We start from the raw sequence: 14,353 nt of genomic DNA, 5'->3' as shown, positions 1-14,353 counted from the left end.
ATGTTGAACGTCGAAAATACCATCCAATGGATGATGATTACGAATGAGAAGTATCAGGAACAGAAAGATTATCTCACCTCCCTGGACCGCGCGGTCGGAGACGGCGATCACGGTATTAATATGGCTAGAGGGTTCAAGGAAGTGGCTTCTGCTTTGGAAGAAGGGTCCTTCAGCGACGTTTCAGATGTGTTGAAAAAGGCAGCCATGACCGTGATGTCAAAAGTGGGCGGAGCATCTGGCCCCCTTTATGGTACCGCATTTTTGAAAATGTCGACGGCATGCAAAGGAAGAGACGTCGATGCGTCCGTCTTCAGTGAAATGGTGCAGGAAGCACTGGAAGGTTTGAAGCAGAGAGGAAAAGCAGAGGTTGGCGAGAAGACGATGATCGATGTGTGGTCTCCAGTCGCCGAAGCAGTAAAAGAGGAAGGCACTTGGGAGCCTGTGAAATGGAAAGAAGCTGCAGAAACGGCAATGGAAGCTACAGAATCTCTCCAAGCGACGAAAGGACGGGCTTCCTACTTGAAAGAACGGTCCGTCGGTCATCTTGATCCTGGTGCTGTCTCTTCCTTTTACTTATTTGAAGCGCTGGCATCTGTGGAAGGGGCTGAGTGATCATGTCGAATGTCGGAATCGTGCTTGTTTCCCACAGCGATAAGGTGACCGAAGGAATAAAAGAACTGTTGGATCAGGTTGTCGGCAGCGTTCCGGTCGTATCTGCCGGGGGGAGTGAAGACGGTGGGATCGGGACAAGCTTTGACCGAATTCAAACAGCGATTCAGTCGATCGAAGCAGAAAACGTTCTTGTTTTTTTTGATTTAGGAAGTGCAAAGATGAATGCGGAAATGGCGATTGAAATGAGCGAACAGGTGAAAGCTCAGCTTGTATCCTATCCTATCCTTGAGGGTGCTTATTTAGCAGCGGTGGAAGCAAGCATCGACAAGTCGTTGGAGGATATATTGGCCTCCTTGCAGAAAGAATTCGGCAGGGACTGAAGAACCGGGGGATCCTTCCCCCGGTTTTCTGTTTTTTACAACGTCTGACAAATTAGAAAACTCAAATGAATCGGAATATGATACGATGGAAATAGGATAACGGTTTCATAAAAGGAGGGAATGAAGATGAGAGTATCACTCAGAACGAAGATATCGGGCTTGGTTCTTTCATTGCTCCTTCTTGTCATTGCCCTCCTTACCGGTGCGTTTGCTTATATTGAGAAAGAAGATGTAGAAGATCAAATGGGGCAGCTCGCTCTTCGTGTTGCGAGTACCGTCTCCTTTATGCCTTCTGTCCAACAGGCGTTTCAGCAGGAGGACCCGTCCAGGACTATTCAACCCATTGCGTTACGAGTGCAGGAAGAAACGGGAGCGGAATTCGTTGTAGTCGGCAATGCCGCCGGCATCCGCTATGCCCATCCGGACCCGGACAAAATCGGGAAGAAGATGGTTGGTGGCGATAACGATCGTGCGGTGATGGACGGGGAGTATTACGTTTCCACCGCTGAAGGTTCGCTCGGTCCTTCAATGCGGGGAAAGGCACCGATTTACTCCAATGACGGGGATATTGTAGGTCTCGTGTCGGTCGGTTTTCTGTTGGAAGACGTGCGTTCTTCTGTTTGGAAGAAGATGAGCCACGTCTTCGGTATCGCTCTACTGACGTTATTGATCGGGGTCATCGGAAGTCTTTTCCTGGCACGCAGTATTAAGAAAGACACGCTTGGTCTCGAACCATATCAAATCACCTCCTTCTATCAAGCACGGCAGGCAATCCTTTCTTCGGTCAAAGAAGGAATCATTTCCATAAATGAACAGGGGAATGTCACGATGATCAATAATTCCGCCATGGAGCTTTTGAACATCAAGGATAAGACGGAAGGACGACCGATTAAGGAAGTCTTTCCCAATACGAAGATGTTGGATGTCTTGAGGACGGGACGGATGGTGAAAGATGAGGAAATGCGCCTCCAAAACAAGATTGTCATCGTCAACCGAACCCCGATCATCCAGGATGACAAAGTCATCGGTGTCGTTTCCAGTTTTCGTGATAAAACGGAGGTAAGGGAAATGGTGCAGGCGTTATCAGAGGTGAAGCGTTATTCAGAAGGCCTGCGTTCACAAACGCATGAGCATGCCAACAAAATGTACCTGCTGCTCGGTCTTCTTCAATTAGGGAAACAAAACGAAGCCGTCGCGATGATCGAGGAGGAGTACACCTATGCGGAGAAGAACCAACGGATTATTTTCGACCGCATCGGGGATGACACCGTACAGGCGATCCTGGCAGGCAAGATGAGTAAAGCGAGTGAGTTGAAGGTGGAGTTTGTGATACAGGAAGAATCGGAGCTGCAGCGGGTCCCGAGTCATATCAGCAGGACGGATCTTGTGACGGTCCTCGGAAACATCATTGATAATGCTTTCGAAGCCGTACAAAATCAGGAGGAAAAACGGGTGGAGTTCTTTGCGACAGATGTGGGGGAAGCAGTCGTTTTTGAAGTGACGGACAGTGGCGGGGGGATCCCGGAAGATTCTTTCTGCTATTTGTTTATCCGGGGATATTCAACTAAACAAGGGGAAATGCGCGGGTATGGTTTGTCTAATGTTAAAGAGGTCATAGACAAGCAGAAGGGATCGATGGAAATCAGTGATGCGCCGGATGGAGGAACCGTGTTCTCCATTTTCTTCCCTAAAGTGAAAGGGGCGGATGAGTATGAAAGTGATGGTCAGTGAAGATGATTTTCGGGTGGCTGACATGCATGCACAGTTTTTGCAGAGCATGCCCGGTATTACAGTGGTAGGAAAAGCGCTGAATGCGTCAGAGACGCTGGTGCTCCTCGAGGAAAAGCGGCCCGACCTGTTACTGCTCGATGTGTATATGCCGGACAGGCTTGGTGTTGAAATTCTTCATGAAATCAGAGAAACTGCTTTGGAGGTGGACATTATCATGATCACGGCCGCCAAAGAGAAAGAAGTTGTTGAACAAGCCTTGAAATACGGGGTCGTCGATTATATTATCAAGCCGATTACACTGGAGCGCTTCCAGCAGACTATAGAAGACTACCGCCGCAGGCGTACGTTATTAAAGAATGCCGACTCTTTCGATCAAGCGGGGATCGACCGCCTCCTGAAAGCTTCGACACTGATAGAAGCGGAAGAACCGATTCACGTACCGAAAGGAATCGATCCACGGACGCTGAAAAAAGTCGAAGGGCTGTTAAGGGACTCCGCGGACGGATTGACGGCGGAGCAGGCCAGTAATGAAATGGGAGCATCGAAGACGACGGCACGAAGATACTTGGAATACTTAATCAGCATCAGGAAAGGGAAGGCGGAGATGAATTACGGGCGGGTAGGCAGGCCGGAGCGGAAATACTACAGTAATAAATAAAGCCGGACCTGACGTCCGGATTTATTTTCTCTGCAGATTAACTGTTAAGAAAGTCTTTCTTATCTTGTTGCCATCTGTGGTGAATGAACAATCCCCCTGAGCACCCTCCCCCCAGGACACTGGCTTCTTCACGATGTAGTTATTCTGCCGTCGGACATCTTTACGGTCCGATCGACGAAAGAAAGCAGTTCTTCTTCGTGGGTGACCATTAAGGTTGTGGTACGGGAAGACTGGGTCACATCCTGGATCAGCTCCATAATTTCGATGGAACGTTTCGAATCGAGACTCGCTGTCGGTTCATCGGCAAACAGCACCTTTGGATCATGGATGATCGCCCGTGCCACGGCCACCCTCTGTTTTTCGCCGCCGGAAAGCGAGGAAGGATAAGCGTTTGTCCGGTGTGTCATGGCGACTTTATCCAGGGCCTCCCGGATCCGCTGTTTCTTCTCCCTTTTATACGCTGTCCAACCGGAGACATCCAGCATCATTGCAAGCTGCTCTTCCACGGTCAAGAAAGGAACAAGGTGGGAAGATTGAAAAATGAATCCGAATGCTTCCGCTCTCGCCTGCCGCATGGCTTTTTTATTGTTGGAATCCAAAACCTTGCCATCAAAGATGACTTCGCCTGCGGTAGCAGGTTGAAGTCCTGCTGCAATCGTAAGAAGTGTGCTCTTTCCCGAACCGGATGCACCTGTCAAAGCGGTCCATTCCCCTTCTTTTAAGGATAGGTTAATTCCCTTCAGTACCTCTTCTTCCACCTCTCCGCTCTGAAAGGTTTTCTTTATCTGTTTCAGTTCTAAACGTTTCATCTTATGCATCTCCTCGTTGAATGGCTGTGAGTGGATCAATTCGCCTGATTTGAACGGCAGATAATGTCGAACCTGCAAATCCGACAATGAAAAACACGAGAGACAAGCGCAGAACGGTTTGTACCGACAGCGAGTAAGGCGTACCTTCAGGGAGAAGGTGGATCAGGTTCAAACTGACGGCACTTGCAGCCACAATGGATAAGACGATGAGTACCCCCATTTGAGTCCACATCATTTGAAAAAGTGTCCTCGTCCGCAGCCCCAAGGCTTTTAGAATTCCATACATCCCAACTTTCTGTACATTCATCATGTAGAAGAAGACAGCGAACAACAGGCCGCTGATCCCGACCAGGAACCAGACGATCATGGTCAATGTGGTCTGTTCGGCTTGGTAACTAGGAATGGTAGTTAAAAATTCTTGTTTTGAGAAGGGGCGTAATTCTGTAGTGTTCTTTTCATCTGATGCAACGAGAACCTGCCACTCCTTCAGTCCTGTCATCCTTTGGTAGGTGGACTCGTTTAGCAAAGCGACAGGGGAGTGGTTAAACCGTTTATGGTCTGTGAACCCTGCAATCCGCAGCGGTTCTTTCAACAAAGGTGTCTGAATCCATTCTCCTTCCGACAGCCCTTCTTTCTTAAGCGATGAATCTAGGATGACCTCCCCATCGCCGACCTGTTGTACCTGTTCCGGTTCATTAGAAGAAAAAAAGGCTACCGTATGCTTTTCTTCCTGTTCATCTGTCATCGTTCCCATCTGAATGGAGAAAGCAAATATCCCGCTTTCCGCTTCTGTCGACGGGATGGTCGACTGTGCATAAGACCCTTCTGCTCCTGCATTTAAGTGAAAAGTTTTGTCAGGCATCTGCTTGACCAACGAAACGTTATCTTCCGACAACCCTTCGGAAAGTCCGGACAAGATAAAGGTCATTAAGCTTAATAGAAAAACGATGGATCCGAGCAGCAGAAATCTTGCTTTATTTTTCTTCATTTCCTTCCATGCCATATTCATCTACTTCATTCCTCTCTGTTCTTTCTGCTTCCATGTTAATCATCCTGTGTGAACAGAAGGTGAATGAAAGATTACAGCCTTGGCAGGGTGACAAGGAAAGTGGACCCGGAACCAGGTTCACTGTGTAAATGGACGCTCCCATCATGGAGGTCGATGATTTCTTTGACGATGGAAAGCCCCAGTCCAGTACCCGGCACAGAACGGGATCTGGCTTGATCCGCCCGGTAGAAGCGGTCGAATACCTGCTCCTGCTCCTCTTCTGATAAACCGATGCCGCAATCCGTTATGGAGACGTTTATCTCATCCGCTGTGGCGGTTCCCTGAATCGATATTGTCCCCTCTGTGCTGTTATACTTGATTGCGTTTGTCAGCAAATTTTCCCAGACTGTATAAAGTAGAGCTTCGTTCCCAAGGCAGATCATTTCGTCCAGATTGTAGCTGATCGACATCCCCGCTTCATCTATTCTCCAGTGATACCTTCGTATCAATTGCTTTAATTGGCCGCTTACGTCGACCGGGCTCTTCTTTATGTTTTCTTCTTCCGGAGAAAGTGAAGAGAGAGTCAGCAATTGACTGGATAAGGCAGACATCCGTTCTGCTTCTTCCTGGATGACGGCCAAATATTTCTGCCGCTCTGCATGCGGAAGATTGTCATTCTCCAGCAGACGGCTGTATCCCTGAATATTGGAGAGCGGCGTCCGGATGTCGTGGGATACGTTTGAAACGAAACTTTTTCTCATTTCATCCAGCTTGCCCAGCCGGGTGATCATGTCATTGAAACGGCGGGCCAGCTGGCCGATTTCGTCTTTCCTTGTCACCTTCAAGTAAACACCGAACCCTTCTTCGCCGACCTTGTTGACAGCAGCCGTCAATTTCCGGATGGGGTGAATGATCAACCCTGACCAAATCAGCATAGCCGCAAGACTTAATAATACGATGGCAGCAACCATCCACGCGAGCAGGATGTGAAGTTCATTGAACAGCAGTTCGATGTCCGGCCGCATGAACAAGGCGTATCGTGTTCCCTCATATGATAGAGGCACCCCGACGGTGTTCCGCAGTTCATTAGCGAAGAAGCCTGTCACAAACGTCTCCTTCGGAAAATCACGCATACCATGATAGATGTCTCCCTCGATCACCCGGCTGACGGCGGATGCCGGCAAATTATGTTCATTAAAGGAGCGTCCAAAGTATTGTTCCCCTTCCTTCTCACTGAAAAGGTAGAGCTGATAGCCGGTGGAGGCGGTATGTTCAAGAAAATCCTCAAGGCTTTTCTCTGTTTCTCCATAGGCAGCCATTTGAAGCGCAATCTTCGTGTTCTTCGTGTCATTTTCCGGCTTCAGCTCATTCTGATAGTAAAGATTGGAAAGGAGAAATCCGGCAAAAGCGCTTCCGATCATAATGAACAACGTCGTCCATAGGAATTTAGAATACAGGGTTTTCATAAAAGAGACGCCTCCAACTTGTAACCGATCCCCCGGACCGTGGTAATTTTGACAGATGATTCAGCGCCGGCCAGCCTTTCTCTGATTCGTTTGATGTGCACATTGAGCGTTCGTTCATCGCCTTCAAAATCGAGTCCCCATATTTGCTCAATCAGCATATCACGCTGGAGGACACGATTCGGGCGGCTGGCTAATAAGCTTAACAGTTCGAATTCCTTGAGAGGGAGTAGAAGATGCTGCCTGCCGATTGCCACTTCATAATTTTTTCTGTCTATGATTATATCTCCGGCACGGACGACCAAATCAGCCGGTTTATCATAACGTCGCAGAACGGCTCGTATTCGGAAGACCAATTCCCTCGGCTCAAACGGCTTCACGATATAATCATCTGTCCCCGCATCATAGCCCTGTTCTTTATCGTAGAGCTCTCCTTTAGCTGTGAGCAGGATTACAGGCAGGTCATAAAATTTACGAATTTCTTTTGTTAGCGAGAAACCATCCAGCCCCGGCATCATCACATCGACAATGACGAGATCAAAGGATTCCTTCTCGAGCATAAGAAGCGCTGCTTTGCCGTCTTCAGCAGTCCGTGCAAGGAACCCTGCCTGTTCTACAGTAAGTTTTACAAGATCCAATATATGGGGATCGTCATCAACGATTAAAATGGAAATCATTCATTTCATCCTCTCTTTACTCCTTCTTTCCCTTTACCTTTACACAGTAAAGTGAACAGAAGGTGAACGGATAACCTCATCCTTCCCATTTTACTATGTAACTAAAAAACAAGTCTGTCATGGAATTGATAAAAATCGTAATAATTACTGTTTACAAATAGTAATGATTACGATAATATAAGTTTGAATAAAAGGAGGAGAGAGAACTTGGTTAAGAAATTACTAGGAATCATCAGTTTACTTACTGTACTAATTGCTCTTGCTGCATGTGGAAACGATACGGCGAGTAGTGGAGAAGGAGAAAAAGAAACCTCGGAGGAACCGCTGAAGATATTTACCACGGTGTATCCGCTCCAGTTTTTTGCTCAGCAGATTGCAGGGGATGGTGCTTCGGTTGAGTCCATTCTCGCACCAGGTTCAGATGCGCATACATATGAACCGACGACGAAGGAAATGATAGAAATCGCGGAAGCAGATGCTTTCCTGTACAACGGTGCAGGGCTTGAGACATACGCACAGAAAATCTCTGATTCTATTAAGGATGAAGATGTGACGATTTTAGAAGCGACGGATGGAGTAGAACTGGCGGAACACGCCCATGACCATGATCATGGAGATGATCACGACCACGGACACAGCCACGGAGATCAGGATCCGCACGTCTGGCTTGATCCTGTCCGTTCCATAAAAATGGCAGAAAATATTAAAGATACACTGGTAGAACTGCGTCCGGAACAGGAAGAGGTATTCGAGCAGAATTTCGAAGAGTTAAAAGGTCAGCTTGAAAGCCTGGATGAGGAGTTCCGTACTCAAATTGACAGCCTTCCGGAGAATAAAATTATTGTCTCCCATGCAGCCTATGGGTATTGGGAAGATTTATACGGCATAAAACAAATCGCAGTTTCCGGTTTAAGTCCGACGAATGAGCCTTCGCAGAAAGACTTACAGGGGATTGTTGAAACTGCGGAGAAGTACGGCTTAAACTATGTGCTTTTCGAACAGAACATTACACCGAAAGTTGCGGACGTCGTCCGAGAGGAAATAGATGCGGAAACATTGCGTATCCATAACCTTGCAACATTAACAGAAGAAGATATCGATAACGGGGAAGACTACTTTTCTTTAATGGAGAAGAATTTGGATGTTCTAACCAAAGCGCTTTCTGAAAAGTCGGACGTTGATATAGAAGTGGAGGAAGAGCATGGACATGATCATGATCATGCCTTAAGTGAAGAGGAACAGAAGATCTATGATGGATATTTTGAAGACAGCCAGGTAAAAGACCGCCCCCTTTCCGATTGGGCCGGTGACTGGCAGTCTGTCTACCCTTACCTTCAAGACGGCACGTTAGATGAGGTGTTCGCACATAAAGCGGAAGATGAAGGAGATAAGACAGAAGCGGAGTACAAAGAGTACTATGAAACAGGCTATAAAACAAATGTCGATCGTATCATCATGGAAGAAGACGGCAGCGTGACTTTCTTTGAAGACGGCGAAGAGAAATCTGCCATGTACAGTTATGATGGCTATGAGATCCTGGAATACGAAGGAGGAAATCGCGGCGTGCGCTACATTTTCAAGAAGGAAGACGGATCAGAAGGAATGCCTGCTTACTTCCAGTTCAGCGACCACAGTATCGAACCGACAGATGCTGGACATTATCACCTCTACTGGGGAGATGATCGTGAAGCACTGCTTGAGGAAGTGACGAACTGGCCGACTTATTACCCGAGTGACATGGACGGAGAGGAGATAGCTCATGAAATGATGGCTCACTAATTTAATTCCTAAGAAAGCATATCCGAATTGGATATGCTTTTTTTCTGTTTTGCCGGCTTCGTTGCTACTTTCTATATCGTGAATTTTATTTGGTTAATTAGCTTTATTGCATTTAATATAGAATATTTTGAAAACGGTTACATTTCTGAATTCTTTCGATACACTATCATCAAGGAACGACAAATAGAGAGGGGTTATTGCATGAAACACATGTGGAAACTAGGGGCTTTATTGATTGTATTATTTTTGGCAGCGTGTGGGGGATCGCAAGCGTCCGGTGATGGAGATGATGGAGAATGGAAGCCGGATCGGAATGTTGAAATCGTTGCTCCGGCGGGCGCTGGAGGCGGATGGGATACGACAGCAAGAACCGTCGGTAAAGTGTTGGAGGAAGAAGGGATTATTGAGAAGAGCGTAGGTGTCGTCAACAAAGAAGGGGGCGGCGGTGCGGTAGGCTGGTCCTACATCGACAGTACGAACGATCCGCACAACATTTTTGTCTCCTCTCCACCACTTATTTTCGTTCCATTGAATGGACAGTCACAATTGTCTCATGAAGACTTTACACCACTTGCTAATATGATTGCGGACTATGGTGCTTTTGCCGTCGCTGATGATGCGAAATGGCAGGATTTGAATGAGTTGTTTGAAGATATGAAGAAAGATCCGGAGAGCGTGACGGTAGTCGGAACTTCTTCCCCTGGTTCTATGGACCATATGCAGTTCGTTGCCATTGCGAAGGAAGCCGGCGTCGACATCAAGAAGATCCGCTACGTATCTGCACAAGACAGTGGTGGAATGACGCAGATTCTCAACGGCAGCGCTGATGTCTATTCCACAGGGATTGCGGAAACGGTGGAGCAGGTGAGAGCGGGTAAGGTGAGAGTACTTGGTATTACTGCAGAAGAGCGTTTGGAAGGGGAAGTGCTGTCTGATTTCCAAACAGCCAAGGAGCAGGGCATCGATGCGACGTTCGTTAACTGGAGAGGCTTCTTCGGACCTGGAGATATGACCGACGGGCAGGTGAAATATTACGAGGAGAAGTTGAAAGAAGTCAGTGATTCCGACGCTTTTGCGGAAATGCGTGACAGCTACGGCTGGAACGAACTGTACATGGATTCCGAAGAATACAGTAAATACTTGAAAGAACAAAAAGAAGAGCTCTCCGGATTGATGGATGAGCTTGGACTAGGAGAGTAAGACAGGAAAGGGTCGCTTCGACCCTTTCTATTTACCATTAAGGTGAAGGTGATGCATATGTTGAAAACGTTGAATCAAAAATTAAGTATTTTTCTCATCTTGTTTGCGTCCGGTTACTTGTATTTGAGCTACAACTTGAAGGAATATCCTTACGTACCAGTCGATTCGGATCTCGTTCCAAAAGTTCTCGGATATTTATTGATCGTTCTTGCTATTTTCTTATTTTTTGACCGCTCGTCGGAAACCGAAGAAGCAAAAAAACAGAGGGAGGTTCCGAAGAAAGAGATTCTCTTTCTACTGGCAGTCGGCGGTATGATCTTCGTTTACATCTTTCTGTTGGAAATCCTCGGATTCGTCATCACTTCCACACTGTTTATTTTCTTCTGTTCTTTGTTCTTAGGCTACAGGAAGTATAAGACGAATGTGCTGGTTGCTGTCCTGTTCCCGCTGGTGATGTATTTATCGTTCAACTACCTGCTGCAAATTCGACTGCCGCAAGGTTTATTACCATTTTAAAGGTGTGAGTAGCTATGGGTGCAATGGAAGGGTTAATGCAAGGGATTCAAGTCGCATTTAGTCTGCAAGGTATATTATTCGTATTCATCGGAGTCATGGCGGGTACATTGATCGGTATGATGCCCGGTCTTGGACCAATCAGTGCTATCGCGATCATGATTCCGATCACTTATGGAATGGACCCGTCAATCGCACTTGTCATGATGGCCGGCGTCTATTACGGTGCCATCTTCGGAGGTTCGACATCATCGATTCTATTAAATGCTCCTGGTGTTTCCGGGACCGTTGCCACAGCGTTCGACGGCTATCCAATGGCTCAGCGCGGGGAAGCTGGAAAGGCATTGGCAATCGCAGCTATTTCCTCCTTCGTAGGTGGAACGGTTTCCGTAGTCTTGTTGATGTTGTTCGCCCCGGCTTTGGCTCAAGTGGCGGTCTCATTCGGACCGGCTCAGTATTTTGCTTTGATGTTTCTCGGTTTGACAGCTATTGCAAGTCTGTCTGATGGGTCTACAATTAAGGCGTTGATTGCGGCGACAGTCGGTTTTATGGTCGCCACTGTTGGTATTGACGGCCAGACAGGAACAGCTCGCTTCACATTTGATACGCCGAACTTATTGGAAGGAATCGATTTTCTTGTCATCGCTCTTGGACTCTTCGCTTTAGCTGAAATCTGTTTTCTTGTTATTCGAAGAAAAGATAAATCGCTGCAAAGCCAAGGGGATATCGGCAGTTTGAAACTGTCTAAATCCGATTTTAAAGAAATGCGTGGGCCGATGACAAGGCAGTCCTTCCTCGGCTTCCTGTTAGGCGTACTTCCCGGGGCCGGTGCCACGATCGCTTCCTTCATCGGTTACATTACCGAGAAGAAAATCACGAAGCGTCCGGAGGAATTCGGAAAAGGTTCTGTTAAAGGATTGTCTGCTCCTGAAACGGCAAATAACGCGGCAACAAGCGGCGCGTTCGTTCCACTTTTAAGCCTTGGTATTCCGGGATCCGGTACGACCGCCGTCATGCTCGGCGCCTTCCTTGTGCTCGGCATCCAGCCTGGACCGCTTCTTATGACGGACAGGCCGGAAGTATTCTGGGGAATCATTGCAAGTATGTATATCGGTAACATTTTCCTGCTTATTTTGAATCTGCCGCTGATTCCGTACATCGCCAAGATTCTGAAAATCGCTCGTCCGCTGCTGATTTCGCTTGTCGCCATCTTCAGTTTGATCGGTGTATATGCCATCAGCTTCAGTACGTTCGATTTGTATTTACTCCTGATCTTCGGTGTCATCGGTTACTTGATGCGTCTGTTTCAGTTCCCGGCAGCACCGTTCATTCTCGCTTTCATCCTTGGTGGTATGATGGAGCAGTCGCTTCGTCAGGCGTTGACGGCTTCTGGTGGGGATATGATGATCCTCGTCTCTGACCCTGTATCCATCAGCCTTTACATTGTAAGTATTCTTTCATTCGTTATTCCTTTCATTCGCAGTAAAAAGCAGACGAAGAAAGAAGAAGAGGAATCAGAAAGCAACTCTGCATCAGCATAAAAGAAAAGCAGGCATCTGCCTGCTTTTTTTGTGTCATCTTATTCAACGCGCAGTTGTTGACGGGCGAAGTCATGATAGAGCGCATGTTTCTCAAAAAGTTCCTCATGAGTGCCGATTCCTGTGACGTGTCCTTTCTCTAAAAAGATGATTTGATCGGCATCCACGATCGTTGAAAGCCGGTGGGCGATGACGAGCGTGGTTCTGCCGTTCATCAAATTCTTTAAGGCCTGTTGGACGACGATTTCGGATTGACTGTCGAGACTGGATGTCGCCTCATCCAGCATGAGGATTTCCGGATCCCGGAGCAGGGCTCGGGCAATGGCAATCCGCTGGCGCTGTCCCCCGGATAGTTTGATGCCGCGCTCCCCGACCTCTGTGTCATATCCATTGGTGAATGCTTCGATGAACGTATGCGCATAAGCCATTTCAGCAGCTGCTTTCACTTTTTCAAAGGGAACTTCTCCCTCCAGACCATAGGTCAAGTTTTCACGGATCGTTCCTGCATAAATCGGGCTCTCCTGAGATACATAGCCGAGTTTCCGTCGCCAGGACTTTAATGTGAACGCATCGATCGGTTCATTCCCATAGCGGATGACTCCTGAACTTGGTTTGTAAAATTGTTCGATTAAAGAGAATAAGGTCGTCTTCCCGCTCCCGCTTGGCCCCACCACTGCCGTAACCTCTCCTTTCACAGCTGTAAATGTTACATCATGCAGAATCCTTTCATCAGGATCATACCCAAAATGGATGCCGTCGATGATGAGACTGTCATCCCTTGTGTATACATCGTGTCCTTCCTCCAATTTCTCTTCTTCCAGCGTAAGGATGTCCATCACTTTCTCCGTGGCTCCGATCGTTTTCTGGAATTGGGTCGCAAAGAAAACGATCTGGGTGATCGGCATAATGATCTGAAACAGATAGATAAAGAAAGCGGCAAGTTCCCCGGCAGTCATGGCGCCGGAAGAGACACGGATGCCTCCGAAACCGATGATCAGAACAAGGACGACGATGATCAGCGAAGAGACGAGAGGAGACATTAATGCCTGGATGACGCCTTCCTTCAATCCCAGTCGGTACAGCTTATGTATGCCTGATTTACCTTTATCCCATTCCATGTCTTCTGCATTCGATGCTTTTACTAAGCGGATTTCAGAGATGACACGAGTCAGGTTGGCGGAGAAGCTGGCCGTCTCGGATTGGAGACCGCGGGATATTTCCGCCATTTTCTTACCGGTGGGAATAAGGAACAAAAGGGAAAGCGGAATGATCGAAAACATGACGAGCGTGAGCGGCCAGTCCAGGTAGAACAGGATGACGATTGCTCCTGTCACCGAGATGATCCCTGTCACGAATCCGGTGAAATGATCGGTGATCAAATCGCGGATCACTCCGGTGTCGTTCGTCATCCGGCTGACGGAATCTCCTGTTTCGTGTGTATCGTAATGCGATACAGGAAGGACCAGAAGCTTCTTCCACAGCCTTTCCCGCAAGGATGCGATGATATGCTGGCCGACACGGGCGAGCATGTACACAGAAACACCGCCGGCGACCGCCTGAATCAGGAAGGCTGCTCCGATTCCAATAAGGATGGGGGTATTCAAGTCCTTCCAATCGAAATCGTCGATCAATCTGCTTGCAAAAAGCGGGATGGCAAGGCTTGCCAAAGTTGTGAGCAGACTTAGGAAGAGGGCAGTGCTGAATAGGATCTTCGGTGGGTCTGTCGCTTTGACCAAGCTGAGGAGTTGTTTCCATTTTGGTTGTTCTATATCACTCATGTAGGTCCCCTCCTAATTACTGAATAAATATATTATATAAAAATTAATAGAACAAAGCCTCCTTGACATCATATTTATTAGCAAATACTTCTTTAAAGTAACTTTATCTGAAACTCAGCAAACTATTTCTGAATAAAAAAGCTTTTTAACATCATGCGTTCCTATAGTTTCTTCACAAAGAACTAGAAACATTTTGTTCATTAAAAAGAACGAAAGTGAGAAAACAG

Annotated in this window: 13 protein-coding genes; 8 read left to right on the top strand and 5 right to left on the bottom strand. The window is 47.3% G+C overall.

The annotated features are described in order from the left end of the window. The 4 genes from dhaL to QRD89_RS15035 all read left to right on the top strand — a co-directional run bounded on the left by dhaL (position 1) and on the right by QRD89_RS15035 (position 3,381). Positions 1 to 612 (top strand): dihydroxyacetone kinase subunit DhaL, encoded by a 612-nt coding sequence (gene dhaL, locus QRD89_RS15050; RefSeq protein WP_062514386.1) that lies wholly within the window; start codon positions 1 to 3, stop codon positions 610 to 612. Positions 613 to 614: 2 nt separating this feature from the next. After that, positions 615 to 992, top strand: coding sequence for a dihydroxyacetone kinase phosphoryl donor subunit DhaM (gene dhaM, locus QRD89_RS15045; RefSeq protein ID WP_008633086.1), 378 nt, complete (start codon positions 615 to 617; stop codon positions 990 to 992). A 126-nt stretch (positions 993 to 1,118) separates the two neighbouring features. Further along, positions 1,119 to 2,723: an ATP-binding protein gene (locus QRD89_RS15040; RefSeq protein ID WP_051348923.1), complete on the top strand. Its 1,605-nt coding sequence runs from the start codon at positions 1,119 to 1,121 to the stop codon at positions 2,721 to 2,723. After that, positions 2,704 to 3,381, top strand: a complete 678-nt coding sequence (locus QRD89_RS15035) for a response regulator (RefSeq protein ID WP_026578143.1) — start codon at positions 2,704 to 2,706, stop codon at positions 3,379 to 3,381. The genes QRD89_RS15040 and QRD89_RS15035 overlap by 20 nt, the downstream gene beginning before the upstream one ends. 128 nt (positions 3,382 to 3,509) lie before the next feature. On the opposite strand, the gene QRD89_RS15030 is transcribed toward QRD89_RS15035, so the two are convergent. The 4 genes from QRD89_RS15030 to QRD89_RS15015 all read right to left on the bottom strand — a co-directional run bounded on the left by QRD89_RS15030 (position 3,510) and on the right by QRD89_RS15015 (position 7,318). Beyond that, on the bottom strand, positions 3,510 to 4,190 hold the full coding sequence (locus tag QRD89_RS15030; protein WP_286095605.1) for an ABC transporter ATP-binding protein: 681 nt from the start codon (positions 4,188 to 4,190) through the stop codon (positions 3,510 to 3,512). Position 4,191: 1 nt separating this feature from the next. Next, positions 4,192 to 5,199 (bottom strand): ABC transporter permease, encoded by a 1,008-nt coding sequence (locus QRD89_RS15025; protein WP_286095604.1) that lies wholly within the window; start codon positions 5,197 to 5,199, stop codon positions 4,192 to 4,194. A gap of 71 nt (positions 5,200 to 5,270) precedes the next feature. After that, complete coding sequence (locus QRD89_RS15020) at positions 5,271 to 6,644, bottom strand: sensor histidine kinase (protein WP_286095603.1); 1,374 nt, start codon at positions 6,642 to 6,644, stop codon at positions 5,271 to 5,273. Then, positions 6,641 to 7,318, bottom strand: coding sequence for a response regulator transcription factor (locus tag QRD89_RS15015; protein ID WP_082794468.1), 678 nt, complete (start codon positions 7,316 to 7,318; stop codon positions 6,641 to 6,643). The genes QRD89_RS15020 and QRD89_RS15015 overlap by 4 nt, the downstream gene beginning before the upstream one ends. A gap of 207 nt (positions 7,319 to 7,525) precedes the next feature. Between QRD89_RS15015 and QRD89_RS15010 the strand changes: the two genes are divergently transcribed. From QRD89_RS15010 to QRD89_RS14995, 4 genes are all read left to right on the top strand, one after another. Further along, entirely contained in the window at positions 7,526 to 9,097 is a 1,572-nt protein-coding gene (locus QRD89_RS15010) for a metal ABC transporter solute-binding protein, Zn/Mn family (RefSeq protein ID WP_286095602.1), read from the top strand. Between the two features lie 201 nt (positions 9,098 to 9,298). Then, positions 9,299 to 10,297 carry a tripartite tricarboxylate transporter substrate binding protein gene (locus tag QRD89_RS15005; RefSeq protein ID WP_008633106.1) on the top strand — a complete coding sequence of 333 codons (999 nt, stop codon included), beginning with the start codon at positions 9,299 to 9,301 and terminating at the stop codon, positions 10,295 to 10,297. Positions 10,298 to 10,354: 57 nt separating this feature from the next. After that, the gene (locus QRD89_RS15000; protein ID WP_008633108.1) at positions 10,355 to 10,813 is read left to right on the top strand and encodes a tripartite tricarboxylate transporter TctB family protein; all 459 of its coding nucleotides are present in this window, start codon (positions 10,355 to 10,357) and stop codon (positions 10,811 to 10,813) included. Positions 10,814 to 10,827: 14 nt separating this feature from the next. Further along, positions 10,828 to 12,351 carry a tripartite tricarboxylate transporter permease gene (locus tag QRD89_RS14995; protein ID WP_008633113.1) on the top strand — a complete coding sequence of 508 codons (1,524 nt, stop codon included), beginning with the start codon at positions 10,828 to 10,830 and terminating at the stop codon, positions 12,349 to 12,351. A gap of 38 nt (positions 12,352 to 12,389) precedes the next feature. Here the strand turns inward: QRD89_RS14995 and QRD89_RS14990 are convergent, their stop codons facing one another. Then, complete coding sequence (locus QRD89_RS14990) at positions 12,390 to 14,126, bottom strand: ABC transporter ATP-binding protein (RefSeq protein WP_286095601.1); 1,737 nt, start codon at positions 14,124 to 14,126, stop codon at positions 12,390 to 12,392. Between the last annotated feature and the right edge of the window lie 227 nt (positions 14,127 to 14,353).

The sequence above is a fragment of the Halobacillus sp. ACCC02827 genome, assembly GCF_030291935.1.
In the GTDB taxonomy this organism is placed as follows: Bacteria; Bacillota; Bacilli; order Bacillales; family Halobacillaceae; genus Halobacillus.
Note: the sequence above shows the minus strand (reverse complement) of the source record. Positions and strands in the feature narration are given on the sequence as shown.